The 26508-nt window shown below is 65.1% G+C and carries 28 protein-coding genes and 1 tRNA gene; 15 read left to right on the forward strand and 14 right to left on the reverse strand.

Annotation, left to right across the window (positions count from 1 at the left end):
* Positions 1 to 19: 19 nt before the first annotated feature.
* Complete coding sequence (locus tag EI983_RS04540) at positions 20 to 1024, reverse strand: GlxA family transcriptional regulator (protein ID WP_157706215.1); 1005 nt, start codon at positions 1022 to 1024, stop codon at positions 20 to 22.
* 146 nt (positions 1025 to 1170) lie between these two features.
* Here EI983_RS04540 and EI983_RS04545 point away from each other — a divergent pair, with 146 nt between their 5' ends.
* Complete coding sequence (locus EI983_RS04545) at positions 1171 to 2427, forward strand: aminotransferase class V-fold PLP-dependent enzyme (RefSeq protein WP_157706216.1); 1257 nt, start codon at positions 1171 to 1173, stop codon at positions 2425 to 2427.
* Here the strand turns inward: EI983_RS04545 and EI983_RS04550 are convergent.
* Positions 2424 to 3911: a M81 family metallopeptidase gene (locus EI983_RS04550; RefSeq protein WP_157706217.1), complete on the reverse strand. Its 1488-nt coding sequence runs from the start codon at positions 3909 to 3911 to the stop codon at positions 2424 to 2426. The two genes, EI983_RS04545 and EI983_RS04550, sit on opposite strands and share 4 nt — an antisense overlap.
* Positions 3912 to 4140: 229 nt before the next feature.
* Here EI983_RS04550 and EI983_RS04555 point away from each other — a divergent pair, with 229 nt between their 5' ends.
* The 8 genes from EI983_RS04555 to EI983_RS04590 all read left to right on the forward strand — a co-directional run bounded on the left by EI983_RS04555 (position 4141) and on the right by EI983_RS04590 (position 11774).
* Positions 4141 to 5877 carry an ABC transporter substrate-binding protein gene (locus EI983_RS04555; RefSeq protein ID WP_157706218.1) on the forward strand — a complete coding sequence of 579 codons (1737 nt, stop codon included), beginning with the start codon at positions 4141 to 4143 and terminating at the stop codon, positions 5875 to 5877.
* A gap of 93 nt (positions 5878 to 5970) precedes the next feature.
* Positions 5971 to 7035, forward strand: a complete 1065-nt coding sequence (locus EI983_RS04560) for an ABC transporter ATP-binding protein (protein ID WP_157706219.1) — start codon at positions 5971 to 5973, stop codon at positions 7033 to 7035.
* Positions 7035 to 8108, forward strand: a complete 1074-nt coding sequence (locus EI983_RS04565; protein ID WP_157706220.1) for an ABC transporter ATP-binding protein — start codon at positions 7035 to 7037, stop codon at positions 8106 to 8108. The genes EI983_RS04560 and EI983_RS04565 overlap by 1 nt, the downstream gene beginning before the upstream one ends.
* Positions 8105 to 8968 carry a carbohydrate ABC transporter permease gene (locus EI983_RS04570; RefSeq protein WP_157706221.1) on the forward strand — a complete coding sequence of 288 codons (864 nt, stop codon included), beginning with the start codon at positions 8105 to 8107 and terminating at the stop codon, positions 8966 to 8968. The genes EI983_RS04565 and EI983_RS04570 overlap by 4 nt, the downstream gene beginning before the upstream one ends.
* Positions 8965 to 9762 carry a carbohydrate ABC transporter permease gene (locus tag EI983_RS04575; protein WP_157706222.1) on the forward strand — a complete coding sequence of 266 codons (798 nt, stop codon included), beginning with the start codon at positions 8965 to 8967 and terminating at the stop codon, positions 9760 to 9762. The genes EI983_RS04570 and EI983_RS04575 overlap by 4 nt, the downstream gene beginning before the upstream one ends.
* Positions 9762 to 10154, forward strand: a complete 393-nt coding sequence (locus EI983_RS04580) for a DUF2160 domain-containing protein (protein ID WP_157706223.1) — start codon at positions 9762 to 9764, stop codon at positions 10152 to 10154. The genes EI983_RS04575 and EI983_RS04580 overlap by 1 nt, the downstream gene beginning before the upstream one ends.
* A gap of 104 nt (positions 10155 to 10258) precedes the next feature.
* On the forward strand, positions 10259 to 10654 hold the full coding sequence (locus EI983_RS04585) for a BlaI/MecI/CopY family transcriptional regulator (protein WP_157706224.1): 396 nt from the start codon (positions 10259 to 10261) through the stop codon (positions 10652 to 10654).
* Positions 10641 to 11774: a M56 family metallopeptidase gene (locus tag EI983_RS04590; protein ID WP_157706225.1), complete on the forward strand. Its 1134-nt coding sequence runs from the start codon at positions 10641 to 10643 to the stop codon at positions 11772 to 11774. The genes EI983_RS04585 and EI983_RS04590 overlap by 14 nt, the downstream gene beginning before the upstream one ends.
* Before the next feature lie 2 nt (positions 11775 to 11776).
* On the opposite strand, the gene EI983_RS04595 is transcribed toward EI983_RS04590, so the two are convergent.
* Together EI983_RS04595 and EI983_RS04600 are read right to left on the reverse strand one after the other, a co-directional pair.
* Positions 11777 to 12919: a M20/M25/M40 family metallo-hydrolase gene (locus EI983_RS04595; RefSeq protein WP_157706226.1), complete on the reverse strand. Its 1143-nt coding sequence runs from the start codon at positions 12917 to 12919 to the stop codon at positions 11777 to 11779.
* On the reverse strand, positions 12920 to 13957 hold the full coding sequence (locus EI983_RS04600) for an aromatic ring-hydroxylating dioxygenase subunit alpha (RefSeq protein ID WP_157706227.1): 1038 nt from the start codon (positions 13955 to 13957) through the stop codon (positions 12920 to 12922).
* Positions 13958 to 14058: 101 nt separating this feature from the next.
* Between EI983_RS04600 and EI983_RS04605 the strand changes: the two genes are divergently transcribed.
* The 3 genes from EI983_RS04605 (at position 14059) to EI983_RS04615 (ending at position 17661) form a co-directional block, all read left to right on the forward strand.
* On the forward strand, positions 14059 to 15201 hold the full coding sequence (locus tag EI983_RS04605; RefSeq protein ID WP_157706228.1) for an aromatic ring-hydroxylating oxygenase subunit alpha: 1143 nt from the start codon (positions 14059 to 14061) through the stop codon (positions 15199 to 15201).
* A 109-nt stretch (positions 15202 to 15310) separates the two neighbouring features.
* Positions 15311 to 16924, forward strand: a complete 1614-nt coding sequence (locus EI983_RS04610) for an ABC transporter substrate-binding protein (RefSeq protein ID WP_157706229.1) — start codon at positions 15311 to 15313, stop codon at positions 16922 to 16924.
* A 65-nt stretch (positions 16925 to 16989) separates the two neighbouring features.
* Positions 16990 to 17661, forward strand: coding sequence for a GntR family transcriptional regulator (locus tag EI983_RS04615; RefSeq protein WP_157706230.1), 672 nt, complete (start codon positions 16990 to 16992; stop codon positions 17659 to 17661).
* On the opposite strand, the gene EI983_RS04620 is transcribed toward EI983_RS04615, so the two are convergent.
* From EI983_RS04620 to truA, 7 genes are all read right to left on the reverse strand, one after another.
* Positions 17648 to 18604, reverse strand: coding sequence for a TonB family protein (locus EI983_RS04620; protein WP_157706231.1), 957 nt, complete (start codon positions 18602 to 18604; stop codon positions 17648 to 17650). The genes EI983_RS04615 and EI983_RS04620 overlap by 14 nt on opposite strands.
* Positions 18601 to 18987 carry an ExbD/TolR family protein gene (locus EI983_RS04625; protein WP_157706232.1) on the reverse strand — a complete coding sequence of 129 codons (387 nt, stop codon included), beginning with the start codon at positions 18985 to 18987 and terminating at the stop codon, positions 18601 to 18603. The genes EI983_RS04620 and EI983_RS04625 overlap by 4 nt, the downstream gene beginning before the upstream one ends.
* Entirely contained in the window at positions 18984 to 19322 is a 339-nt protein-coding gene (locus EI983_RS04630) for a biopolymer transporter ExbD (protein ID WP_246162281.1), read from the reverse strand. Before EI983_RS04630 ends, EI983_RS04625 begins: the two co-directional genes overlap by 4 nt.
* A 25-nt stretch (positions 19323 to 19347) precedes the next feature.
* Entirely contained in the window at positions 19348 to 20001 is a 654-nt protein-coding gene (locus tag EI983_RS04635; protein ID WP_157706234.1) for a MotA/TolQ/ExbB proton channel family protein, read from the reverse strand.
* Complete coding sequence (locus tag EI983_RS04640; protein ID WP_157706235.1) at positions 19998 to 20432, reverse strand: hypothetical protein; 435 nt, start codon at positions 20430 to 20432, stop codon at positions 19998 to 20000. The genes EI983_RS04635 and EI983_RS04640 overlap by 4 nt, the downstream gene beginning before the upstream one ends.
* Positions 20433 to 20599: 167 nt before the next feature.
* Positions 20600 to 20676: transfer RNA gene (locus EI983_RS04645), tRNA-Arg, on the reverse strand.
* A gap of 51 nt (positions 20677 to 20727) precedes the next feature.
* Positions 20728 to 21513, reverse strand: coding sequence for a tRNA pseudouridine(38-40) synthase TruA (gene truA / locus EI983_RS04650; RefSeq protein ID WP_157706236.1), 786 nt, complete (start codon positions 21511 to 21513; stop codon positions 20728 to 20730).
* A gap of 206 nt (positions 21514 to 21719) precedes the next feature.
* Here truA and EI983_RS04655 point away from each other — a divergent pair, with 206 nt between their 5' ends.
* Genes EI983_RS04655 through EI983_RS04665 form a run of 3 tightly spaced genes read left to right on the forward strand, consistent with a single transcriptional unit; the run spans position 21720 to position 24588 of the window.
* Complete coding sequence (locus tag EI983_RS04655) at positions 21720 to 23135, forward strand: YcjX family GTP-binding protein (RefSeq protein WP_157706237.1); 1416 nt, start codon at positions 21720 to 21722, stop codon at positions 23133 to 23135.
* Positions 23132 to 23593, forward strand: a complete 462-nt coding sequence (locus tag EI983_RS04660; protein ID WP_246162282.1) for a GNAT family N-acetyltransferase — start codon at positions 23132 to 23134, stop codon at positions 23591 to 23593. Before EI983_RS04655 ends, EI983_RS04660 begins: the two co-directional genes overlap by 4 nt.
* Complete coding sequence (locus EI983_RS04665; protein ID WP_157706238.1) at positions 23590 to 24588, forward strand: YcjF family protein; 999 nt, start codon at positions 23590 to 23592, stop codon at positions 24586 to 24588. Before EI983_RS04660 ends, EI983_RS04665 begins: the two co-directional genes overlap by 4 nt.
* A gap of 119 nt (positions 24589 to 24707) precedes the next feature.
* On the opposite strand, the gene EI983_RS04670 is transcribed toward EI983_RS04665, so the two are convergent.
* From EI983_RS04670 to EI983_RS04680, 3 genes are all read right to left on the reverse strand, one after another.
* Complete coding sequence (locus tag EI983_RS04670; protein ID WP_157706239.1) at positions 24708 to 25211, reverse strand: fasciclin domain-containing protein; 504 nt, start codon at positions 25209 to 25211, stop codon at positions 24708 to 24710.
* Positions 25212 to 25375: 164 nt separating this feature from the next.
* Complete coding sequence (locus tag EI983_RS04675) at positions 25376 to 25786, reverse strand: group III truncated hemoglobin (RefSeq protein ID WP_157706240.1); 411 nt, start codon at positions 25784 to 25786, stop codon at positions 25376 to 25378.
* A 42-nt stretch (positions 25787 to 25828) separates the two neighbouring features.
* Entirely contained in the window at positions 25829 to 26461 is a 633-nt protein-coding gene (locus tag EI983_RS04680) for an MSMEG_1061 family FMN-dependent PPOX-type flavoprotein (protein WP_157706241.1), read from the reverse strand.
* Positions 26462 to 26508 lie beyond the last annotated feature (47 nt).

A 26508-nucleotide genomic window follows, 5' to 3' on the forward strand; every position in this document is an offset into this window, starting at 1 on the left:
ATTTTGCCTATACTCGCCATCACCCGCGTCCGGCGCCGCGATACATCGGCCAGGCGCGGAACTCGAAGGGCACCCGTCCCTCGACCCGGTCGCGGCTGGGGGGCAGCCCGAATCGCGCCTTGTAGGCGCGCGCGAAATGGTCCTGCCGGGCAAAGCCCGCGGCCTGCGCCACCTCGGCCATGCTCATCTCGGTTTGCGTCACCAGTCCGCGCGCCCGGTCGAGGCGGATATCGCGGTAATATTGCGCCGGGCTGGCCTGCACATGCGCGCGGAACAGCCGGTCCAGATGCCGCTGCGACACCTGCGCTTTCCGGCAGAGCTCCGGCAGGGTGAGCGGGCTTTCCAGGTGGCGCTCCATGATCGCGATCACCCGACGCAGCACCTCGGGCGCCCGCGCGCCGATCGGTTCGGCCTGTGGGTCGGCCTGTCGCATGCCCGGGCTTCGGATATGCGCGTGACACAGGTATTTCGCCGCATCATTGGCCAGCCCGTCGCCCTGCATCCGTCCCAGCAGGATCAGCCCGAAATCCACCGCCGCCGAGCCGCCGCAACAAGTGGCGCGCTGGCGGTCGAACACCATCAGATCCTCGTGCAGTTCCACATCGGGATAGGTCTCGGCAAAGGCGTCGATATGTTCGTAGTGACAGGTGGCCCGGTGCCCGTCCAGCACCCCCGCCTGCGCCAGAAGAAAGGCGCCCGTGTCGATCCCGCAGAGCATCGCGCCGCTGCGCGCCGCCCGCCGCACCACGCCCAGCAGCGCCTTGCTGGCATAGGCCTCCGGCGTCCAGCTTGACGAAAGAACGAGCATATCGCTCCGCCCGGAATCCACCATGCCGAGCGGCTGCGTCATAACGGCGGTTCCGTTGCTGGCCGGGCAGGCCCCGCCCGCTTCGGAAAAAAGCGCCCACCGGAACAGCGACCGGCCCGCCAGATAATTCGCCGCCCGGAACGGGTCCAGAAACCCCATCGTGGCGGCGATGTTGAAATGCGGGGTCACGATCAGGGTCAGACGGGTTTCGGGCATGGCCTTCCTATCCAAGCAAATCCCGCGAGTGTGTGTTGGCCTGAAAACCCCATATCATGTCGCTTTCAGATCATCTGGCGCATTCGGCGGCTTGACAGGGGGGGACATTCTGGCCTCATCCGCAAAAGAGCCGAAGGACGCGCCCCATGATCCAAGACAATCCCGCCCTGATCGACGCCATCCGCAGCCGTTTCGCGCATGTCGATGCCTGCCCGTTCCAGGGCCCGCGCATCTTCTTTGAAAATGCCGGTGGCGCGCTGACGCTCAAGCAGGTGGTGGACACCTCAGCCATCTATGCTGCCATTCCTGACAATCAGGGGCGCGACAACCCCGCGGCGCATGCGCTGGTGGATACGATCAACCGGGCCAAGGCGGATATGGCGGTGCTCATGAACGCCTCCTCGGGTCAGTTCTTCTGCGGCGAAAGCGGGACGGAGCTGCTGTTTCGCCTGATCCGCACGGCCTGTGTGAACGCGCCGAAAGGGGCCAAGGTCATCGGGTCCTCCATCGAACACCCGGCCTCCCGCTCGGCCGCGCGGCGCTGGGCTGACATCGCGGGGCTGGATTATGTGAACGTCCCGCATGACAATGCAACCGGCATGGTGACGGCAGAGGATTACGCCGCGCTCATGACACCTGATGTGGCCGTGGCCACGATCCTGCATGCCTCGCCCGTGACCGGCATGGGCATGGATGTGGCCGCCATTTCCAAGGCGATCCGCGCGGTCGCACCCGAGGCTTATATCATCGTCGACGGCATCCAGCACGCCGCGCATGGCCAGATGGATATCGACAGCTACAACGTGGATGGCTACGCGATCTCGCCCTACAAGGTGTTTTCCCGCCACGGCTATGGCCTGGCTTGGATTTCCGACCGGCTGACGGCGCTGCCGCATGACATGCTGATCGACGCGCCCGCCACGGGGTGGGAGTTCGGCACGCGTGATACGGGCGCCTATGCCACCATGTCGGACGTGGTCGACTATTTCGACTGGCTGGGGGGGGAAGTCTCGGACGAAACCGACCGCAGGGCGCGCATCGTCGCGGCGGGCCGCGCCATTCACGCCTATGAGACCTATCTGACCAGCGCCATGATCAACGGCACCGGCAACCTGCCCGGTCTGCGGGACATGGAGCATGTGACCGTGCTGGCGGGCGAGGACAACCCCGCGCGCGAGGGGCTGGTGTCAATCGTGGTCCACGGCATGGCCTCGCCCGATGTGGTGACGGCGCTGAACAACCAGGGGATCCGCACCCATACGCGCAAGGCCGACCATTACAGCGGCAACGTGCTCACCCCGCTCGGCCTCAGCGACTGCATCCGCATTTCCATGTGCCATTACAACACCATCGGCGAAGTGGCACAGGCGCTGGCGGCGATCAAGGCGCTGGGCGACAGCTAACGCACCGGCCCCATCGGCGTGATCCGCACCCCCTTGCGCAGGCGCTCATAGGGGATCGTCTCCAACCGACAGGGAAAGAGGCCCGGCGCGGCGACATTGACGATGCCTGAGGCGATGGGTTCGAAATCCGCCCGGTAATGCACGGTGCTTTTCACCGCGACCAGCCGGGCGCTGGACGGGTCCAGCCCGAGATGGGTAAAGCATGCCAGATCGAGGCACTGACAGCGCAGCGTCGTGACCACGACCCGCAGATCGCAGCGCGGGTCATCCACCCGCAGTACCGCGCAGGGGCCGATCTCGGCCACGCAGCCGGCATACATCTCGCCGGTGAAGGCAAAGCGCCCGTCGCTCAGCGCCTCGACGACAAAGCGCCCCTCATACGGGTCCGTTCCCGCCCTGCCGCCAAGCGCCCCGTCCAGCACCGCGCCCACACCCCCGGCATGCGCCCGTGCGGCCATCTCCGCATCGCACAGCATGCCCAGTATCGCGCCTTGTGCCCCGCCCTCGACCAGGGCGCATAACAGCCCGGTCGTGTCCGAACTGGCCCCTGCGCCCGCATTGTCCTGCACATCGGCCAGGATCACCGGGGCCTCCGCGCCCGCGCTCCGCCGCATCGCCTCGGCCACGGCCTCGTCCGGGTCCAGCAGGCCACCGTCAAATTCCGCCTCCGCCTCAAGGCAGGCCGCGTAAAGCGCATCCGCCGTCGCATCCGCCTGAGCCTGGCTCGGCCCATAGGCCAGAACGCTCGGCCCCATCTCGGCAATGTCGGCGGCAGTGAACCCGGCGGCAATCTCGGCCCAGGCGTGCGGCGCTGGCCCGACCGCGATCGCCCGCGCGTAAAGCCCTTGCATGGGCGGTGACCAGGTATGTTGCGCCACCAGCGGCAACAGATAGGGCAGGGGGCGGTGCGCCGCGAAAACCTGCCCGCCCTGCACCAGATGCCGCAGCACCGGAAAGGCCCGCGCACCGGTCGCGGCCATATCGAGATGCGGATAGGTGCGGAACATGGTCATCGCCGAGGCATGGCGCACCATCCCCGCCGTCACATTGGCATGCAAGTCAAGACTGATCACAACCGGCATATCCGGGCCGACCACCTCGCGGATCCGGCGCAAAAGCTCGCCCTCTCCATCGGCGTGGCTTTGCGTCACCATCGCCCCGTGCAGATCGAGATAGACGCCATCGAGGCCGCGCTCCCGGCGCAACGCGTCAAGGATCATGCCGGTGATCGTCTCATAGGCCTCATCCGTCACATGGGCCGACGGCTCCGCCGCGCACCAGACCACGGGCACGATCTCGGCCTGGCCCTCCGCCGCGGCAAGAAACCCCGCCAGCGGCAGATTTGCCCCTCTGAGCCCGTCATGCACCTGCGCCCCGCGCAGCATGCCCGGCCAACTGTCGGCCATCTCGAACTCGGGCAGGCCGGCGCGGGTGGCGCCAAAGGTGTTGGTCTCGTGCTGAAACCCGGCAACAAGAATGCGCATGCCCGTTCTTCTCCCATGCAGGGCGGCCCCGGTCGGGCCTTGGCCAAGCTATCCCGAAAACAGGCCGCCCGGGCAAGGCCAAAGCCCCCGCCCGGCGCCGCAATCGGCGCGTCGGCGGCCCGCTCACATATCTACTAATGAATTAGTTTGACAGAGTTCCGGCAACATGCCTAACCTTGGGCCAGTCGGCACCAGACCGGCTCTTGGTAGATAAATGGGAGGAGTGAAGATGCGCAAGTATCTGCTCTCCGCAGCCGCGGCCATTGCCGTCGTTGCGGGGTCAGGGCCTGCTTTTGCCGATGCGGCAGCAGCCCAAAAATGGATTGATCAGGAGTTTCAGCCATCCACGCTCAGCAAGGATGAGCAGATGGCGGAAATGGAATGGTTCATCCAAGCCGCCGAGCCGTTCAAGGGCATGGAGATCAACGTTCTGTCCGAGGGGATTCCGACCCACGGCTACGAGTCGGAAGTGCTGACCAAGGCGTTCGAGGAAATCACCGGCATCAAGGTCAACCACCAGATCCTCGGCGAGGGCGAAGTGGTCCAGGCGGTGCAGACCCAGATGCAGACCCAGCGCAATCTCTATGATGGCTATGTCAACGACAGTGACCTGATCGGCACCCATTCGCGCCTGCAGCTCGCCTATAACCTGACCGAGCAGATGGCAGGCGATTGGGCCGCGACCACATCGCCCACGCTGGATCTTGGCGACTTCATGGGCATCCAGTTCACCACCGGGCCCGATGGCAACCTCTATCAGCTGCCCGATCAGCAGTTCGCCAACCTCTACTGGTTCCGCAAGGACTGGTTCGACAACCCCGACCTGAAGGCGCGGTTCAAAGAGAAATACGGCTATGAGCTGGGCGTGCCGGTCAACTGGTCTGCCTATGAGGATATCGCCGAGTTCTTCACCAACGACGTGCAGGAAATCGACGGCACGCGCATTTACGGCCACATGGACTATGGCAAACGCGCGCCCGACCTTGGCTGGCGCATGACCGATGCCTGGCTGTCGATGGCCGGGGCCGGCGACGTGGGCGAGCCCAACGGCGTGCCCGTGGACGAATGGGGCATCCGCATGGAAGCAGGCACCTGCAACCCGACCGGGGCCTCGGTGTCTCGTGGCGGGGCGGCCAATGGTCCGGCGGCGGTCTATGCGATCCGCAAATGGGACGAATGGCTGCGCAACTACGCCCCTCCGGGTGCGGCAAGCTATGACTTCTATCAGTCGCTCCCGGCGCTCAGCCAGGGCAACGTCGCGCAACAGATCTTCTGGTACACCGCCTTCACCGCCGACATGGTGAAGCCGCAATCCGAAGGCAACAACACCGTGGATGCCGATGGCATGCCGCTCTGGCGCATGGCGCCCAGCCCGCACGGCCCCTACTGGACCGAAGGCCAGAAGGTGGGCTATCAGGACGTGGGCTCCTGGACCTTCCTGAAATCCACGCCCTCGGATCGCGCCCAGGCCGCCTGGCTCTATGCACAGTTCGTCACCTCCAAGACCGTGGACGTGAAGAAATCCCATGTGGGTCTCACCTTCATCCGCGACAGCACGGTCAACCACGAAAGCTTCACCGAACGCGCGCCCAAGCTGGGCGGTCTGGTGGAGTTCTACCGCTCGCCCGACCGTGTGCGCTGGTCGCCCACCGGCATCAACGTGCCGGACTATCCCAAGCTCGCGCAAATCTGGTGGCAGCAAATCGGTGATGTGAACTCCGGGGCCTTCACCCCGCAAGAGGCAATGGACCGCCTCGCCGAGGAGATGGACATCACCATGGCCCGGATGCAGGCCGCTGACGAAGGCGCCAATGTCTATGGCGGCTGCGGCCCGCGCCTGAACGAAGAGCGTGACCCGGACTACTGGCTGAGCCAGCCCGGTGCGCCCAAGGCCAAGCTCGACAACGAGAAGCCCCAGGGCGAGACCGTCAACTACGACGAACTGGTGGCGCGCTGGGCGCAATAAGCCCACGCTCAACCACCAAGCAAGACCTGAACCTCACCCTGCATATGTAGGGTGGGGTTTCACCCCACCTGCCGTTCGGTAAAGATACGACCCATGACAATCGAGCTCATCCAGGCCACCAAGACGATCCGTGGGATCACCCATATCAAACCCACGTCGCTGACGTTGGAGACAGGCCATTTCAATGTGCTCCTGGGTCAGACCGGCTCGGGCAAGACCTCGCTGATCAAGCTGATGGCCGGACTCGATCCGCTGGCCTCGGGCCAGATCCTCATGGATGGCGAGGACGTGTCGCGCCTGTCGACGCAAAAGCGCAACATTTCCCTCGTGCACCAGTTCTTCGTGAACTACCCGCACATGACCGTGTTCGACAATATCGCCTCGCCGCTCAAGGTGGCGGGCATGCCCAAATCCGAAATTCAGGGCCGCGTCGAGGAGGCCGCCGACATCCTGCAATTGCGCCCCATGCTGAACCGCCGCCCGCAGGAGCTTTCGGGCGGTCAGCAGCAACGCTGCGCTCTCGCCCGCGCCATTGCCAAGGAAAGCCGCGCGGTGTTTCTGGACGAACCTCTGGCCAATCTCGACTACAAGCTGCGCGAAGAGCTGCGCGAGCAATTGCCCGAGCTTTTTGCAGGCCGCGGGGCCGTCGTGGTCTATGCCACTTCCGAGCCCGAGGAGGCGCTTTTGCTGGGCGGCAAGACCGCGCTCATGGAAGACGGCCATGTGACGCAATTCGGCCCCACCGCCGAGATCTACCGCCAGCCCGCCAACCTGACGGCGGCACGCGTGTTTTCCGACCCGCCGATCAATGCCGCCGAAATCGTCAAGACAGGCACGACCGCCCGGCTCAAATCCGGCGTCAGCTGGGACATGCGCGGCGCGCCCGCCAACCTGCCCGACGGGGTCTATACCGTCGCCATCCGCCCGCACCACGTAACGCCATACGCCACGACCGAGGCGGATGTGTCGATGCAGGGCACCGTGCTCGTGACCGAGCTGTCGGGCTCCGAATCCAGCGCGCATTTCCAGATGGGCGATGTGGCCTGGGTGTCGCTGGCCCATGGCGTGCATCCCTATGAGGTGGGCGAAGATCACCAATTCTACATGGATGTCGACAAGGCCTTCTACTTCGGACCCGATGGGAGCCTGGTTCAATAATGGCAAAGATCACCCTCTCCGAACTGCGCCACTCCTACCTGCCCAATCCCAAGGGGGCCGAGGATTACGCGCTCAAGATGATCGACCTCGACTGGGAAGATGGCGGCGCCTATGCGCTGCTTGGCCCCTCGGGCTGTGGCAAGTCCACGCTGCTCAACATCATCTCGGGGCTTCTGCACCCGTCCGAGGGCCGGATCCTCTTTGATGGGCGCGACGTGACCGACCTGCCTCCCGATCAGCGCAACATCGCGCAGGTGTTCCAGTTCCCGGTGATCTACGACACCATGACCGTACGCGACAATCTCGCCTTTCCGCTGCGCAATCGCGGCGTGGACGAGGGGCGGGTGGCGCAGCGCGTGGCCGAGATCGCCGCCATGCTTGAGGTCGAGGAGATGCTCGACACCCGTGCAGCACATCTGTCGCCTGACAACAAACAGAAGATTTCCATGGGCCGCGGCCTCGTGCGCGATGACGTCAATGTGGTGATGTTCGATGAGCCGCTGACCGTGATCGACCCACACCTGAAATGGAAACTGCGCTCCAAGCTGAAAGAGCTGCACCAGCGCGTGCGCGCCACAATGATCTATGTGACCCATGACCAGACCGAGGCGCTGACCTTCGCTGATCAGGTGGTGGTGATGCAGGAAGGCGAGATCGTCCAGATCGGCACACCGGTCGAGCTGTTCGAGCGCCCGCAACACACCTTCGTGGGCCATTTCATCGGCTCGCCCGGCATGAACGTGCTGCCCGCCGTGGAGCAGGGCGGCGCGGTCCTGTTCGAAGGCCACAAGCTCGCGCTCGAAGGCAAACTGAGCGGGCAGGGCGGTGATCTGCGCGTGGGCATCCGGCCGGAATATGTCAGCCTTGCCGACACCGGTCTGCCCGCCACGGTGCGCAAGGTGTCGGATGTGGGCCGTCACGCGGTGGTCGAGGCGATGGTGGGCGACACACCCGTCAAGGCCATCACCTCCGGCGCTCTGCCGCCGCAGGGGGAAGCTGTGCATCTTGCCTTCCGACCCGATCAGACCCGTGCCTATCGTGACGGGTGGATTGCCACGGAGGTGGACACATGAAAACCGAATATCAAAAGGCCTGGTTCTTCGTTCTGCCGGTGCTCTTGCTGGTGGCGTTCAACGCGCTCGTGCCGATCATGACCGTGGTCAACTACTCGGTGCAGGAAACCTTCGGCAACAACGTCTTCTTCTGGCAGGGGCTCGACTGGTTCGAACAGATTTTGCGCTCCGACCGGTTTCAGGCCGCTTTGGGCCGTCAGTTCCTCTTCACCTTCCTGATCCTCGCCATTGAGGTGCCGCTTGGTATCATCATCGCCCTTTCCATGCCGCGCAAAGGGTTCTGGGTGCCGGTCTGCCTCGTTCTCATGGCGCTGCCCATGCTGATCCCGTGGAACGTGGTGGGCGCGATGTGGAACATCTTCGCCCTGCCCAAGATCGGCCTGCTGGGCTATTTCATGAACGATGTGCTGGGCATCAACTATGACATGACACAGGACCCGCTCGCGGCCTGGATCACCATCATCGTCATGGATGTCTGGCACTGGACCTCGCTTGTCGTGCTCTTGGCCTATGCGGGGCTCGTGTCCATTCCCGACGCCTATTATCAGGCCGCCAAGATCGACGGGGCCAGCCCCTGGAAGGTGTTCCGCTATATCCAGCTGCCCAAGATGAAGACGGTGCTGACCATCGCCATCCTTCTGCGCTTCATGGACAGTTTCAACATCTATACCGAACCTTTCGTGCTGACCGGCGGCGGGCCCGGCAACTCCACGACCCTGCTTTCCATCGACCTTGTGAAGATCGCCCTTGGTCAGTTCGACCTCGGTCCGGCGGCGGCGATGAGCCTGATTTATTTTGCCATCACGCTGCTGGTCAGCTGGCTCTTCTACACCCTGATGACAAAGGATGACCCGCAATGAGAAAACGCGCCCTCATCCCCATCCTCTATATCCTCTTCCTGATGCTGCCGATCTACTGGCTCGTCGCGATGAGCTTCAAGACGACCAACGATATCCTCGCCGGCTTCAGCCTCTTCCCCGAAGAGATCACCTTCGACAATTACCGGACCATCTTCACCGATCCGACCTGGTACTGGGGCTATATCAACTCGATCATCTATGTCTCGCTCAACACGGTCATTTCGATCTGCGTGGCACTGCCTGCGGCCTATGCCTTCTCGCGTTACAGGTTTCTGGGCGACAAGCAGCTGTTCTTCTGGCTGCTGACCAACCGTATGGCCCCGGCGGCGGTCTTCGCGCTGCCCTTCTTTCAGCTTTATTCCTCCGTTGGCCTCTTTGACACGCATCTTGCCGTGGCGCTGGCCCATTGCCTCTTCAACATCCCGCTCGCGGTCTGGATCCTCGAAGGCTTCATGCGTGGCGTGCCGAAAGAGCTGGATGAGACCGCCTATGTCGACGGCTATTCCTTCCCGCGCTTTTTCGTGACGATCTTCCTGCCATCGATCAAGGCGGGCGTGGGTGTGGCGGCGTTCTTCTGCTTCATGTTCTCCTGGGTGGAGCTTCTCTTGGCCAAGACCCTGACCGCCGTGGCCGCCAAACCCATCGCCGCGACCATGACCAAGACGGCGTCCTCTGCGGGCTACGAGCTGGGCCTGCTGGCCGCCGCCGGAACACTGACCATCATCCCCGGCGCCATCGTGATCTATTTCGTGCGCAACTATATCGCCAAGGGCTTTGCCCTGGGGAGGGTGTGATGCGTCTGCTGCTTGCCGCCCTTCTGCTTCTGCCCACCGCCGCACTGGCCAACTGGAACAGCGTCAGCGCCCCGAAAGAGGAAAGCTTCAGCTGGACAGCCCCGCTCTGGCCCAGCTTCTGGATGGCCTGGACGCCGGTCACCTTCGCGCTTTTCTGCGGTATCTTCGGCGCGATGGCGCTGATCGCCACACTGGAAATCACCCGCTACCGCGACGGGGTGGAGCGGCGCGGCGTCTTTGGCCTCACCACCACCCTGGGCGACCGGCTGTTCATCACGCTTCTGGGCACCGCTTACATTTTCCTAGCCTGGCTCGGCCTCTTCGGTCAGCCGGTCTGGGCCCCGCTGGGGATATCCATCGCCTGGGGCCTCTTCGTGTTCTGGAAAGTGTGAGGCACATGGCGCATCAAACACGGCCGCGGGGGTTGGCAGACAGAGCCCGATAGTGTTTGCTGGACCCCGGAGCAGGAGAACAAGCCCAGAAAAGGCGAAAGTGAATGAAACAGAAGAAGAAGCCGGACCTGCTGACCGAGGTCGAGCTGGAATTCATGACCAAGCTCTGGGCCCTGGGCGAAGGCACGGTGCGCGATGTTCTGGCCGAACTGCCCGAGGGGCGCGATCTGGCCTATACCTCTGCCGCGACCATCCTGCGTATTCTTGAGCAAAAGGGCTTTGTCACCTCCCGCAAGGAAGGCAAGCGGCATGTTTTCGTGCCGACACTGGCCAAGGACACCTATCAGATCCGGTCATTGAAAGACCTCTCGGCCAAGCTATTTGATGATGCGCCGGCCGCCCTTGTCGCGCGGCTGGTCAGCGATGAAAGCCTCAGCGAAGAGGCATTGGGGCAAATCCGGGCGCTCGTTGACGAAAGGTTGAACGATGATACCGGGTGACGCGCTGTTTGATGCTTTCATCAATGCCAATATCCTGATCATTCTGGCCTATGCGCTCTGGTGCGGGGCGCGCTTCCTGCTCGACCGCCTCGGTATGCGCGACGCATATGACACCCATCTGCGCCTGCTCAACGCCGTGTTTCTGGCCATTGTGGCCGCGCCCTTCGTGCTGCTTGCGGCGCAATGGGGGCAGGCGGCGCTTGGCGGGCGGGCCAATCTGACGCTGTCGGATATGGTCGTGGCCTATTACCTCAACGGCGGGTTCGAGATGAGCGCGGCCGAGCTGGAACGGCTCGTGCTGCTGCGCGACCGGATGAGCGCGGATGTGATGCAGGCCGCCAGCCCCTGGGCCATCGCGGCGATCGCGGTGTTTGTGCTGGGCTTCGCGCTGGGTCTTGCACGGCTTGTCATGTCCGTTTGCTGCCTGCGCAGCATCGTGCACGAAAGCTATCCCTGGCGCCGCTTCGGCCGGGTACGCCTGCGCCTGTCCGACCGCACGCTGGTGCCGTTCTCGACCCGCGGATTGCGCAATTTCTACGTTGTGCTGCCCGCCCATATGCTGGGGCAGGGCGACGAGGCCAAAGTCGCACTGGCCCATGAGTTTCAGCACATCCGACAGGGCGATATCACCTGGGAAATCGTGCTCGAGCTGCTGAAACCGCTCTTCTTTCTCAACCCGGCCTATCATGCCTGGAAACGGCAGGTCGAGCAGCTGCGCGAGCTGAGCTGCGACGCCCGCGTGCTCGCGCGCGGACGGATCGGCATCCGCGCCTATTGCGAAACGCTGATGAGCGTCTGTCAGCAGACCCTGCGGCGCGACCGGGTCTTTGCCGTGGCCATGCCCAAGGTGACGCTGGTGACCGCCGAACGCTCGGGCGGGCAGGGCGGCCTGGAACACCGGATCAAAACCCTGCTCAGCGCCTCTCAGAACCGCACGCCAAAAGGGGCCTTTGTCCTTGTCGGCCTGCCGCTCGTGGCCCTGATCCTAGGGGCTGCCATGGCCATCCAGAGCCCCGGCGACTGGAGCCAGGACCGGCTGATGCTCTCCACGGTCGTCAATCTGGAACGGCTCGACAAGATCAACAGCCTGACCACCTTCGGCGTGCCCCCCGGCGAATAGGCTCAGACAAGCAGGCTCTGCGCCCGTCCGAGATAGGTCTCGATCTGCGCCAGGTCGATAAATTCGTCCGCCGTATGCGCCTGGGCAATATCCCCCGGCCCCCAGACCACTGCGTCAAACCCGGCCTCCTGAAACATGCCCGCTTCGGTGCCGTAAGGCACGACGGCGAAATCCCCATGCCCCGACACGGCGGCGATCTCTTCGCGAAACGCCCCTTGGCGCAGCCCGCCAAGGCCCGGAAACCATTCCCTCAGCGTCACGGTGATATCCGCCTCCGGTGCAATCTGCCGCGCAGGCACCAGCAGGCTCTCGGCATAGGCCTCCAGCCGCCCCTGCACCTCCTCCAGCGTCTGACCCGGCATCAGCCGTACATCCCAGGTGAACCGGCAGGTCTCGGCGACGATGTTGAAGGCGTTCCCGCCTTCGATCACACCCACCGTATGGGTGGCGAAGTTGGGGTCGAACGCGCCGGCGACTGCCTCCGCCGCATTGCGCGTGGTCTCCTCCTCCAGCCAGGTGATCAGCCGCGCGGCCAGTGCCGTGGCGCTCACCGCGCGATGCGCAAGGCTCGCATGCATGGGCCGCCCGGTACAGACCACATCCAGCGTCGCCGACGCCTTGTGCCGGTCCACCGGTGCGCACAGCGTCGGCTCGCCCACCACCACACCGCGCAAGGGGGGAAGATGCGCTTTGGCGTGGTCGATCAGTGCCGGAGCCGACAGCAGATGCGTCTCCTCATCCCCCGACAGAAACAGATGCACCGGGCGGCTCAGATCGCGCCCGGCCGCCGCGATCATCAGCGCGATGGCACAGGCATCGAACCCTTTCATATCGCAGGTGCCGCGCCCGATCAGCCGCTCCCCCTCCCGGCGCAGCGCAAAGGGATCGCCGCTCCAGGCCTGCCCCTCAACGGGCACCACATCGGAATGCCCCGACAGGCCAATGCCGCCGGGCACATCCGGACCCACGGACGCAATCACACCGTCCAGCCCGCCGGGCCGCGCGGGCACATGCGCAACCCGCGCCCCCGCCGCCTCCAGCACCCCGGCCACATAGGCGTTCACCTCGGCGTTCTGCGCCCCGCTTACGGTGGCAAAGCCGATCAGGCGCTCCAGATGGCGCAGGGTGTCACTCAGCAGCTCCATTCAGGCCAAGGCTGCATCCGCCGTGCGCTCCTGGTCAATCAGTATTTCCAGTTGCCGCCGGAACCGCAGCTGCCCGCCATCGATCGGCAGGTCGATATGCGGCGTGCGCTTCTGCGTCATCCCCTTCTGCACCTCGTTCAGAACCTCGCGATCCTCCTCGAAGGCATGTTTTACATCCTCGCTCATCATCTCTGACAGGGCCTCATCCCCGGGCCGGATATTGCGCAGCTGGAACCAGTAATACCTCGTGCGGTCCCGCGTCTCGGGCGTCATGAAATTGTAGCTGTCCATGATGAATGTGTTCTCATGCAGCGGCCCATCTTCGCCGCCGGTGCCTGCAGGCGTGAACACCGCCTTGATCAGCGCATGGCACGGGTAACGCACCTCGTAATGCTGCAGCCGGTCGCACTTGCCCTCGAACTCCACGATCTTGGCATAAAACGGCGCCGGGTCCACATCCATCATCCAGCGCCAGACGGTGATACCGTCCTCCGATCTGGTGATCCTCAGCGGTGTGTCTTCCGTCGCCGCCTGCCCGAAAGAGCTTTGATGCACCCAGGCCACATGCGTGGGATCAAGCAGATTGTCGGTCACGTAGAGATAGTTGCAGTCGATCTCCAGCGCCTTGCCGCGATTGATGCCCCAGGCCGGGTTGTCGTAGTTTTCAATCTCGAAAATCTCACTCGGATCGGCCAGCGCCGGATTGCCCATCCAGATCCACACCAGCCCATAGCGTTCCTCGACAGGATAGGCATGCACCTTGGCGTTGGACGGAATGCCGCCCTTGCCGGGCGCGCGCACGCATTGGCCACTGCCGTTGAACGTGAGCCCGTGATATCCGCATTCCACCGCGTCGCCCTTGCGGCGGCCCTTGGTCAGCGGCAGCTTGCGATGCGGGCAGGCATTCTCCAGCGCGATGATGCGGCCTGCACTGTCGCGGAACATGCAAATGCTCTCTTCCAGCAGGATCACTTCCTGCAATTCCTCGGTGATCTCATCGCCCCAGGCCGCCACATACCAGGCATTTCTCAGAAACATCGCTTCCCTCCTGTCGCTGATCCCGCTTGCCAGAATCGGCAAACTGTGATCACACTTTTAGCGAACTCTAGGACTCAAGTTTACACAAGGCAAGACATCCGATGCTCGACAAACCCGATGACGAGATCTCCCGCCTGACCGCGGAACTGGCCGCCCGCGCAGGCAAACCGGCCGAGGAAGGCTATGCCATGCCGGCCGAGTATTACACCTCGCCCGCCTTTCTCGCGCATGAGGCCGACAATGTGCTGCGCCGCGACTGGATGTGCGTGGGCCATGTCGGTGAGCTGCGCAACAAGGGCGACTATTTCACCACCGACCTTCTGGGCGAGGAACTGCTCGTCGTGCGCGACCCCGAGGGGCAGGTGCGGGTGCTGTCGAATGTCTGCCGCCACCGCGCCAACCGCGTGGCCGAAGGCGCAGGCAATGCGCGCCGCTTTGTCTGCCAGTATCACGCCTGGACCTATGACACGACCGGCGCGCTCAAATCCGCGCCGATGATGAAGCAGCAGAAGCATTTCGATCAGAGCAAATGCGGCCTGCCCGAATTTGCCTCTGAAATCTGGAAGGGCTGGATCTTCGTCAATCTCGACGGCACCGCCACGCCGCTGGCCCTGCGTCTGGAGGGGCTGGCCGAGGTGATCCGGAACTATCACCAGGAAGACCGCTATCTGGTGTTCATGGAAGAGGACGCATGGGACTGCAACTGGAAGGCGCTGTTCGAGAACTTCATGGAAGGCTATCACCTGACCGCCACGCATCCCACGACGCTGCACCCGATCACGCCCACCAAGCTCTGCCGCAAGATGCGCACGGGCGAAGGCTGGACCGGCTATCACGCCTTCTATGATCCGGACTATCCGCCGCGTGGGCCGTTTCACCCGGACCTGACCGAGGACGAGAAGATGAACTCGCCCATGTACGGCATCTTTCCCAACCTGATGGTGGGCATGGGCACCGATTTCACCCTGTTCATGATCATCCGCCCGGACGGGCCGGGGCGCGTGCGCATCCGCTGGGGCGTGACCGGCCAGAAGGACGAACCGACCTCGGGTGCAACCCGCGGCTATGTCGATCTCTGCCGCGCCTTCAACGCCGAGGACAAGGAGAAGCTGGAGATATTGCAAAAGGCGCTCCAGACCCGCGGCTATCAGGGCGGGCCGCTGGCACCGGATGCGTTCGAAGGCACGATCTGGGACTTCATCCAGTATATGGGCCGCAGGCTCAGCGTGCAGGATCAGGCCTGAGATGTAATTAATTAGACGTCACGGGCGCAAAGGTGACGAAAATTCGACAATCAGAACGGACAGTGAGCGCCTTAATCAAAACCATAATAACCAACAGGGAAATCCGAAAATGACAAAAACACACGACCAGCTCGTGCTCGACCGCATCATTGCGGCGGGCCGACAGCGCGCCATAACCCGGCGCAGCTTCATGGGGCACGCCACCGCGGCGGGCCTGACCGCCACCGCCGCGACCGGCCTCTGGACCAACCAGGTTTCGGCCATGACGCCCAGCCAGGGCGGCACCTTCCGCGTGGCGATCCACGATGCCAACACATCCGATACGCAGGATCCGGGGCAGTATCTTTCGGTCTTCATGATCCAGCTCGCCCACTGCTCGCGCAGCTACATGACGATGATCAACCCCGACGGAACCGCCGGCCCCGACATGGCCGACAGTTGGGAAGCCTCGCCCGATGCGCGGGTCTGGACATTCCAGCTAAACAAGAACGCCACGTTCCACGATGGCCGCAAGTTCACCTCTCGTGACGCCATTGCCTCGCTCAAGCATCACATGGGTGAAGACAGTACCTCGGCGGCGAAATCGCTCTTGGGCAATGTCGTCGATGTGCGCGCCGATGGCGATCATACGGTGATCGTCGAACTGGATCAGGGCCTGGCCGATCTGCCCTACATCCTGACCGATTATCACATCGCCATTTGCCCGGCGGATGCCGATGGCAATCTCGACTGGAAAGGCGGCATCGGTGCCGGCCCCTACAAGCTGGAGAGCTTCAACCCAGGCGTCAGCGCCTCGTTCACCAAGCATGACGGCTGGCATGGGGAAGGGGCCTATTTCGACGCGGTCGAGATGATTGCCATCAACGACCCGAACGCCCGCCAGACGGCCCTTGTGTCCGGTGACGTGGATGCCGTCAGCTCGGTCGACCTGAAAACGCTCGAGCTTCTGCGCCGCCGTCCCGGGCTGGAAATCCTCAACCTGCCGTCGGGATCGACCGTGACCATGCCGATGCATGTCACCGCCGCCCCGTTCGACGACAACAACGTGCGCATGGCGCTCAAGCTTGCCATGAACCGTGAGGAGCTGATCGAGAAGATCGTCTTCGGCACGGCGACACTGGGCAATGACTTCCACATCTCGCCCAACATGCCTTACTACCCCGAAGGCATCGAACAGCGCGCCTATGACCCCGACAAGGCCAAATGGCACCTCAAGGAAGCCGGCATGGAAGGGCTGACGCTTGATGTGTCTGCATCGGATTCGATCATGCCGGGCGCTGTCGATTTCGTCACCCTGTACGCCGAACAGGCCAAGGCGGCAGGCATCACCCTGAAACCCGTGCGCGAACCGGGCGACGGATACTGGGCCGATGTCTGGCTGAAAAAGCCGTTCATCTTCTCCAAATGGGGGGCGCGTCCAACGCCGGACATGATCTATACCCTGGCCTATCAAAGTGGCGCGCCGTGGTCCGAAGCCTTCTGGAGCAACGAGGAATTCGACAAGATCCTGCTTCAGGCCAAGGCCGAACTGGACGATGCCAAACGCGCCGAGATGTATCGCGACATGTCCATGCTTCTGCGGGATCAAGGCGGCTCGATCGTGCCGATGTTCACGAACTACGTCTATGCCCATGCCGATACGGTCGGGCATTCCGACACGGTCAGCTCGACCTGGGAACTGGACGGCGCGCGCGCCTATCAGCGCTGGTGGTTCAAGAGCTAAGGAACCCATGCTACAAGCGACAGGCGCGGGGTTTCCCGCGCCTGTTTGCGTTTTACGAGGAGGCCATGACCGACGCCACCCCTCTCAAGGACCCGTCGCTGTCGGACCGGGTCTATGCCGATCTCAAGCGGCGGCTGATGCTGGGGGCGGTGCGGCCCGGACAGAAGCTGTCGATGCGCAAGCTGGCGGCAGAGTTCGGCACCAGCCCCATGCCCGTGCGCGAGGCGCTCAAGCGGCTCGCCTCCGAACAGGCGCTCGAAAGCGAGGCCGCCAAGGCGTTCCATGTCCCCGACCTCAGCCCCAAGCGCGCCGCGGACCTCTTCGAGCTGCGCGCCCTGCTGGAAGGGGCGGCGGCCCGCGCGGCACTGCCCCGCCTGACGCCTGCGCGGCTGGCCAAGCTGACCCTCATCAACGACCGCCTCTCGGCGCATCTCACCACCCAGGACGCGCCTGCCTACATGGCCGATAACCACCTGTTTCATTTCACGATTTATCGCCGTGCCGATAACCCGGACATGGTTTTCATGATCGAGCAGCTCTGGATGCAGACCGGCCCCTCCCTGCGCCTCGGGCTGGAACGCAGCACCGACACCGCCCCGCAATGGAACAGCGAACACACGCCCCTGCTCGCCGCGCTGCGCGCCGGTGACGCCGATGCCGCCGCGCGCGCGATGCAGGAAGACATCGCCTGGGGCGCGCATTTCTACCGCCGCGCGGCGGGTCTTACTGGCCCTTGATCTTGATGCTGAACGACCGCTGCGCGCCCTTGGGCGGGGGCGGGAAGGGGGCCGCCTTCTGGATGACGTTCAGCGCCGCCTGATCCAGCGCGCCCGACCCCGAACTGCGTGCCAGCGACAGCCCCGCAAGCCCGCCATTCGAGGCGATCTTGAACGACACCACCGCCGTGCCCTTGCTGCCCACGCGCGGTTTGCGCACGCGGCTGATTTTCTGCATCACCTTGCCGGGGTAATTGCTCACCGCCGCATTGCCGCTCTGCTTGGCGGTGGTTTTGCCCGCGCTGGCGGTCCTGGTCTCGGCCTGCGTGCTGCCCTGTGCCGCTCCGGCCTTCGCCGTCTCGCTGGCATTGCCCTTGGGCGCGGCCTGCTGCTTGACTGGCTTGCTCTTGCTCTTGCTCTTGCTCTCCGCTTTGGCCGGGGCAGGGGCAGGCTTATGCGCCTCCTCAAAGCTCTTGCTGCGCTGCTTCGGGCGCAGGGACCGGGCAACAGATGTCGCGGGTGCATCCAGTGGCGCCACCTCTTCCACCGGCAGGCTCGGACTCAGCCTTGGGACGACCGGCTGCGCCTCCAAAGGCGTCGCGCGCAGAGGCTCGGCCTTCGACGCGCGCGTGCGCGCCATCGGCTCTGGCTGCACCATCGCCGCGACCGCCCTCTCCGGGCGAAGCGCCTCTGTCGGCTGCACGGGCGTCGCGGCCTCGGGCACCTGTAGAGCCTCGGCCATCTCGGCAGGGGCGGTCGGTGTCAACGCCTCGGCCACATCGTCGGGCGCCAGAACCCCCGCGGCCATATCGGCAAAACTTGTCCCGATGCTCACCTCCGGCGCGCCCGTCGCCCCGTCTATGCTGACCGGTGCATCGCCCGACAGGCCCCAGATCACCGCGCCATGCAGCGCCACCGCCCCCGAGGCGGCCAGCAGTTTGGCAATGGGCGACGAGGCGATCATGGCAGCGCCCGTTCGGTCACGATCAGCACGCGCTCGGCCCCGCCCGCGCGCAGCTCTCTGGCCACCGCCACCAGCACCCCGGCGGGCAGCGCCCGGTCCGGGATCACCCGCACCGTGCCGGGCGCGTCGCTCTCCAGCGCCGCCAGGTAATCCGCCGCACTCGCCAGCGCCGCGCCGCCATGGCTCATCCGCCCATCGGCATGCAGCACCAGCCCGTCCACCGGCGCCCGCCCGTCCAGCTCAGCCGTGTCCACAAGCCGCAAATCCCGGTCCAGGGGCTGCGTCAGCGTCCCCGCCACCATGAAGAACACCAGCATCAGAAAGACGATGTTGATCAGCGCAATGGTCGGCTCGCGGCGGGAGGCAGGGCGCGCGCGTCTCATGTCGCCTCCAGCACGGTCACGCTGACGCCGTCAATGCCCCGCAGGGCCACCAGCAGATCCGTCAGCCTCTGCGCCGTCACCCCGCCCTTCAGGCTGATCAGAACGCGCGGCGCCTCCAGCCCCCCCAGGGCGGCCGGCAACGCCTCCAGCGTCTGCACCTCGCCGTTCAGGGTCAGGGTATCATCCGCCAGTTGCACGAAAAGCGGTGCGGTTTCCGAAGGGGCCGCCCCTCCGCCGCGCGCCGCCGCCAGTTCCACCTCGGCAAAACGCGAAAAGGTCGAGGACAGCATGAAAAACAGCAGCAACAGGAAAATGACGTCGATCAGGGACGTCATCGATTGCCGCCGCCGTGTCCGCCTCCTACGCATGGGCCGGGCTCGCGGTCTCGGTCAGGGCAACACCGCCCGCCCCCTGCGGGGTCAGCAATGTGGCGATGGCGCGCTCGGCGGTGACCCGCTCGGCATCCATCCGCGCCTCGAACCAGCTCAGCACCATCGACGTGGGCATTGCCACCGCCAGCCCCACCGCCGTGGTCAGCAGCGCCACCCAGATCCCGCCCGCCAGGGCCGACGGATCCACCTGCGCGCCTGCGGCCTGCATCGCCTGAAACGCCTCAATCATGCCCAGCACCGTGCCGAACAGGCCCAGCAGCGGGGCCAGTTGCGCCACCGTATCGAGAAAGCGAAATCCCCCCTCCAGCCGGGCAAAACGGGTCTCGGCCTCGGCTTGAAGCCTTGCCGCATCGGGCCGGCCTGCCGAAAGCCCCATATCGACCACCGGCGCGAGATAGGAGGTCGAGCGCTCCAGCGCCGCCCGCGCGCCGCTCCGGTCGCCCCGGTCAAAGGCGGCCACCGCCTCCTGCAGCGCCCGGTGCCGTCCCACCCCGGCCGAGGAAAATTGCCACAGCTTGTAGAGCACCACCGTCAGCGTGATCACCGATACCGCGATCAGCAGCAGCACCACCGGCCCGCCCAGATCGGCCACCTGCCGCAGGCTCTGCATCAGCCCGCTCATCCCAGCACCTCGATCGCCACCCGGCTGTCCAGTTTCAGCCCGTTCACACAGGCGCCCGGCTCCAGCCCCTCACCCTCGCAGGCATGCGCGCCATTGATCAGAATGCGCCCCAGCCCCTCGCAGGTCATGCCCGGCACCGAAAACTGCCGCACCCGCGGCCGCCCCGGCGGCAGGGCGCCGAAGTCGAACAGCGTCAGCCGGTTCACGCCGCCCTCGCTGTCAAACAGCACCGTCTCATAGACAAGGCTGTCGATCTCGCTCTCATAGCCGTTGATGATCTGAAAGGTCAGCGTACAGGCCTCGCCCTGGCTCTGCGCCGTGTTCAGCTCCAGAAGGACCGTGTCGCTCAGCTCCTCCTGCGCCTGCGCCAGTGCGGCCAGGCCGGTCAGGGCGGCAAGAACAAGCGGGGCAAGGGCAGCACGATGGGTCATGGGCGCTCCGAAAAGGCGGGCAGGGGCAGGTATGAGCGATGGCATCTGCATGGCGATCAAGGCGTGAAAAGTAAATCACGAATGACACGGCGCGACAATTCTCCGCGCGCACAGCCGCGACAGGTCGGACCTCTTGAGCGGCGAAACCGCGGCACGGATCGGGGAAATGGCGATCCCGGAAGGACTCGAACCCTCAGCCTGCTGATTAGAAGTCAGCTGCTCTATCCAGTTGAGCTACGGGACCGCTTCGGTCAGCTTTACCCGCGTGTCCGGACAGGATCAATGGGGGGCAGGATCAATCGGACACAGAGCCCTGGCCGAACGGATCGACCGGATAGCGCACCGCCTCCAGATACAGCCCCTGCGGCGGGCAAACCGGCCCGCAGGCCGCGCGGTCCCTGGCCTCCAGCGCGTGTTTGACATCCTCGGGCGCCCAGGCCCCGGCGCCCACACGCTCCAGCGTGCCGACGAAGCTGCGCACCTGATTGTGCAGGAACGACCGCGCCCGCACCCGGAACTGCACCTCCGGCCCGGACCGGCCCTCGATACGGGCAATCTCCAGCGCATCCAGCGTCTTGACCGGGCTCGCCGCCTGGCAGATCGACGACCGGAAGGTGGTGAAATCATGGTTGCCGATCAGATAGGCCGCGCCCGCCCGCATCGCATCCACATCAAGCGCGTGCTGCACCTGCCAGACCAGCCCCTTGTCATGGGTCGCCGGCGCGCGCCGCATCAGCAGGCGGAATAGATATTGCCGCTCTTCGGCCGAAAACCGCGCGTGCCAGTCATCCTCCATGCGCGCGCAGGCCACAATCGCCACCGGATCGGGCTTCAGATGATGGTTGAGCGCCTCGGACAGCCGGAACGGATCCCAGTCCTTGGCCATGTCACACTGCGCCACCTGTCCCAGCGCATGCACGCCCGCATCGGTGCGGCCCGCAGCGGCAATCGTGTGCTCTCTCGGCTCCAGCCTGGCCAGCGCGGCCTCGATCGCGCCCTGTACCGACGGCTGATCCGCCTGGCGCTGCCACCCGGCAAAGGGCGCGCCGTGATATTCGACTTTGAGGGCATAGCGGGGCATATCGGGGGCATAGCGCGCAGCGGGCAGGGGAACAATCCCCCAAAGCTCCCCTCTGGCAACCGGGGCCTTGGGTGGCTATCTTTGGATATGAGTATTTTGGGAACAATGAAAGCAACAGGGCGCGCCCCGCTTTTCATTGTTCTTCAAATACTCAAAACACATCAGGCGGCCCCAAAGCCCAAGGCAAGCAGTAAAGGCGCGCGAACTTGGTCATATCCTCCATAGCCGACGGGATCACGCGCGGGTTCGAAACCCTGGGCGATACCGTCTCCGAGACGTTCTTCGAGCCGGTCATCCGGCTGGGCGTCACGGGGCTCGCGCGCTCGGGCAAGACGGTGTTCATCACCTCGCTGGTGGCCAATCTGATGGACCGCGCGCGCATGCCCGGGCTTCTGGCGGCCTCCGAGGGGCGCATCGCCGCGGCGTTCCTGCAGCCGCAGCCCGACGACACCGTGCCGCGTTTCGATTTCGAGGCGCATCTGGCCGATCTCACCTCGCCCACGCCCCATTGGCCAGACAGCACGCGCGCCGTCTCCGAACTGCGCCTGTCGCTGCGCGTGCGGCCTTCGGGGCTCTTGGCCGGGTTGCAGGGGCCGCGCACGGTGCATCTCGACATCGTGGATTATCCCGGCGAGTGGCTGCTGGATCTCGCCCTGCTGGACAAAAGTTATGACGAGTGGTCCGCCGAGGTGCTGAGCCGGATCGCACCGCGCACGGAGGCCGCCGAGTATCTGTCTCAGGCGCAGGCCACCGATCCGCAGGCACGGCTGGACGAGCCGCAGGCCCAGGCGCTGGCCCGCGCCTTTACCGCCTATCTCGAGGCGGCCCGTGCCGCCGGGTTCTATGACTGCACTCCGGGCCGGTTTCTTCTGCCCGGTGATCTCGCAGGCTCGCCCGTGCTCACCTTCGCGCCGCTGCCGCGCCCGGCGGACACCCCGCGCCGCTCGCTCTGGCGCGAGATGGAGCGCCGCTATGAGGCGTATAAGGCGCAGGTGGTCAAACCCTTCTTTCGCGATCACTTCGCCCGGATCGACCGGCAGGTGGTGCTGGTCGATGCCCTCGGGGCCATTCACAAGGGTCCGGCGGCGGTCGAGGACATGCGCCGGGCGATGGCCGATATCCTTGGCGCGTTCCGGCCGGGGCGAAACGCGTTTCTCACCCGGCTGTTGATGGGGCGGCGGGTCGAAAAGATCCTCTTTGCCGCCACCAAGGCGGACCATCTGCACCACGCCCAGCACGACAAGCTGGCCAATATCATGGCGGCCCTGACCCGCGAGGCGCGCGACCGCGCCGATTTCGCCGGGGCCGAGACGCAGGCCATGGCGCTCGCCGCCCTGCGTGCCACGGTCGAGGACAGGGTGACACATGACGGCACGCCCCTCGATGTGGTGCGCGGCACCCTGCTGGAGACGGGCAAGCGCGCGGCCTTTCATCCGGGCGAGCTGCCCGAGGACCCCGCGCATCTGCTCAGCCCGGCGCGCGACGGCGCCGAACGCTGGCTCGATGCCGACTACCAGGTGATGCGCTTTGCGCCTGCGCCGCTGACGCTGAAACCGGGCGAGGGCCCGCCGCATATCCGGCTTGATCGCGCCGCGCAATTCCTGATCGGAGACCGGCTGTGAGTGTTCAATCTGTCACGGGCGACGCGACCCTCCGGCACATGCCCGGCTGCCTCGCGGCACTCTGGGCGTTCTCGCGGCGCACACCCTGGCTGCCGCGCGCGCGGGCCTGGTGGGAGGACACGCTGCTGATGGCGCGGCTCGTGCGCCGCGGCTGGGTGCGTTTCGTGCGCGACGCGCATGGCACTGCCGGGTTTCTGGCACGGGACGGCGCGCGCATTCATGCGCTCTATGTCCACCCGAGGGCGCGCGGGCAGGGGCTGGGCCGGGCGCTGCTGGAGGATGCCAAGGCCGGGGCCGACCGGCTGGAGCTCTGGGTCGTGCACGCCAATGCCTCTGCGCGCCGGTTCTACGCTGCGCAGGGCTTTGAGGAAGTGCTGTGCAGCCAGGGGCTTGGCAATGACGAGAACCTGCCGGACGTTCTGATGGTCTGGCACAGACCGCAAGGACAGATGCCATGAGCAAAGGCCCGATCCTGATCGACCTTGAGGATGCCCCCGCCGCGCCGGGCCCGTCCGAGGCGCCGCCGGTCCCCGACCCGGTGGAGCCGCCCGCGCTTGAGGGCCGCGCGATGCAGACCATCGCCACGCTCGCCGCGCGTCGCCCGTCGCGGCTGGCCCGGCTTTTCTGGGGGCTTCTCCTGGCCATTCTGGGGGCGGTCATCTCGGTGGCGGCCTGGGATTTCGTCACGGGTCTCATGAGCCGCGCGCCGGTGCTGGGCTATGCGGTCACGGCGCTGATCGCGGTGTTTCTGCTGGTCTTCCTGATCATCGCTCTGCGCGAGCTGGCCGCGTTTTCCCGCCTGGCGCGCATCGACACGCTGCACCGCTCGGCCGAGGCCGCGCTGGCCGGGAATGACCTGACCGCCGCGCGTGGCGTGACGCAAAGCCTGACCCGGCTCTATGCGCGGCGCGAGGATACCCGCTGGGGCCGGGAGCGGCTGGCGGAATACGGCCCTGAACAATTCGATGCCGCCGGTTTGCTGGGCCTGGCTGAAGCGGAACTGCTCACGCCCCTCGATGAGGCCGCCACCCGCGAGATCGAGGCCGCCGCGCGGCAGGTGGCCACGGTCACGGCGATCGTGCCGCTGGCCATGGCCGATGTGGTGGCCGCGCTCACGGCCAATCTCAGGATGATCCGGCGCATCGCCGAGATCTATGGCGGCCGGTCCGGCACCTTGGGAAGCTGGCGGCTGGCCCGCGCGGTGATGACCCATCTGGTGGCCACCGGGGCGGTGGCGGTGGGCGATGACCTGATCGGTTCGGTCGCGGGCGGCTCGGTTCTGTCCAAGCTGTCGCGGCGTTTCGGCGAAGGGATCGTCAACGGCGCGCTCACCGCCCGCGTGGGCGTGGCGGCAATGGAGGTTTGCCGCCCCTTGCCCTTCTCGCGGGTCAAACGGCCTTCGGTCACAGGTCTGGTGAAACGCGCCCTGACCGGGCTTTTCGGTCAGGGCTGAGGTGGCGCAATCCAAAGGCGTGGCTGCGCCACACATTATGTTTTGATTGGGGCTGACCCCAAACCCTGGCGTAGTTCAGCCAGAAAGACGCCTGGCCCGGGTCTGGGCCATGGTCTGGGTCAGGGGATCAGCACCTTGTCGATCACATGGATCACGCCGTTCGAGGCCATGATATCGGCGCTGATCACATTGGCGTCGTTCACCCGCACGGCCGCGCCATATTTGCCGCCCGTGCCATCCACGCGCACCGTGGCGCCATTGACCGTCGCCACATCCACCACCTGGCCCAGCACATCGCCGGCCACGTAAGAGCCGGGCAGGACGTGATAGGTCAGGATGCTGCGCAGCTGATCCACGTTCTCGGGCATCAGCAGTGTCTCCACCGTGCCCGCGGGCAGCGCGTCGAAGGCCGCGTTCGTCGGAGCAAACACCGTGAACGGCCCGTCGCCTTTCAGCGTGTCCACCAGACCCGCCGCCTGCACAGCAGCCACCAGGGTCGAGAAGTCGGGATTGCCCGCGGCGATATCGACAATGTCGTTGCCCTTGGGCGCAGAGGCGCAGGCCCCGAGCGTCAGCAAAAGCCCCGAGGCGGTGGCGCTGGTGATCAATGTGCGGCGTTTCATGATGAACTATCCTTGTCTTGATTGAATGAAAGCGAAGTCACTCGCAACCGGTACACTCGTTCCGTCCAGAACTACGGGAGGCGGGCGGATCCGGATCAATAATGTCTCTTCTGGGGGCTGAAACCGGCGGGGTTTCGCCATTTGCGGGCCGCGGCGTCGGCGGATCAGCGCAGTTTCGGCACGCCGCCCGGCAAGGTGGACCGGTCCACCACGCCCGCGCGCAGGGATCTGCCGATGCGATGCGCCGTGGCCGACCAGGCGGCGGCCTGTTCGGGGGTCAACTCCGCGCGCAACACCGAATCGAACAGATCGAGCCAGGTCGAGAACATGCCCGGCTGCACATTGCCCGCCTCCACATGCACCCGCATCGGATTGCCGTCATAGCTGCGCTCATGCAGCAATGCATTGGCCCAGAAATCGACGATCTTCGCCTCGTGCCGGGGCCAGTCCTCCACATGCACGGCAAAGACCGGGCCAAGGCCGGGATGCGCGCGGATGGCCTCGTAAAAGGCTGCCACGACGCGGGCAATCTCGGCGCGGCTGATGTCGAACTTCGGAGGCAGGGCGGTGCTCATGGGCTCATCTCATGCCCGCGTTGGACAAGGCGTTCAAGGCCGCTACTCGTCATAGAGCCGGTTTTCCTCGTTGTTGCGCAGATGCGCGGCGAGAGCGTCATAGTCTTCGCTCAGCCCGCCATGCGCGATCAGCGCCTCGGCATAGGTGGGCAGGCCGTCGACCGGCAGCTGCTTGTCCGGGTGCCACAGCCGCGACCGGATCACCGCCTTGCCGCAATGGAAAAACGCCTCTTCCACCCGCACCAGCACCGCATAATCGGGCACCCGGCCCTTGATCGCCAGGTCCTCGCGCACCGCCGCGTCGCGGATGATCTGGGCCGATCCGTTGACGCGGACCACCTCGGTGCGGTTCGGCACCAGAAAGACAAGGCCGATCCGCCCGGTCTCCATGATGTTCCGGAACCCGTCATAACGGTGGTTGCCCGGCCGGTCGGGGATGGCCAGCGTCTTGGGGTCCAGCACTTTGACAAACCCCGCCGGGTCGCCCTTGGGCGCGACATCCATCCGCCCCGCCCGGTCCATTGTGGCCATGGTCAGAAAGGTCGAATGCGCGATCCAGGCGGCGCAATGCGCGTCGATATGGTCAATGATTTTCAGGCGCTGGCTGTCATAGGGCTGACGCATGTCGGCATAGACCTGGTCGATGGAGCTGAGCACGTCGGTGGGTTGGTACATGGCAGGCCTCGGCAGTTGATCGGGGAAGGTTAGCACGGCTGCGCTGT

This window comes from Roseovarius faecimaris, assembly GCF_009762325.1.
Taxonomy (GTDB): Bacteria; Pseudomonadota; Alphaproteobacteria; order Rhodobacterales; family Rhodobacteraceae; genus Roseovarius; species Roseovarius faecimaris.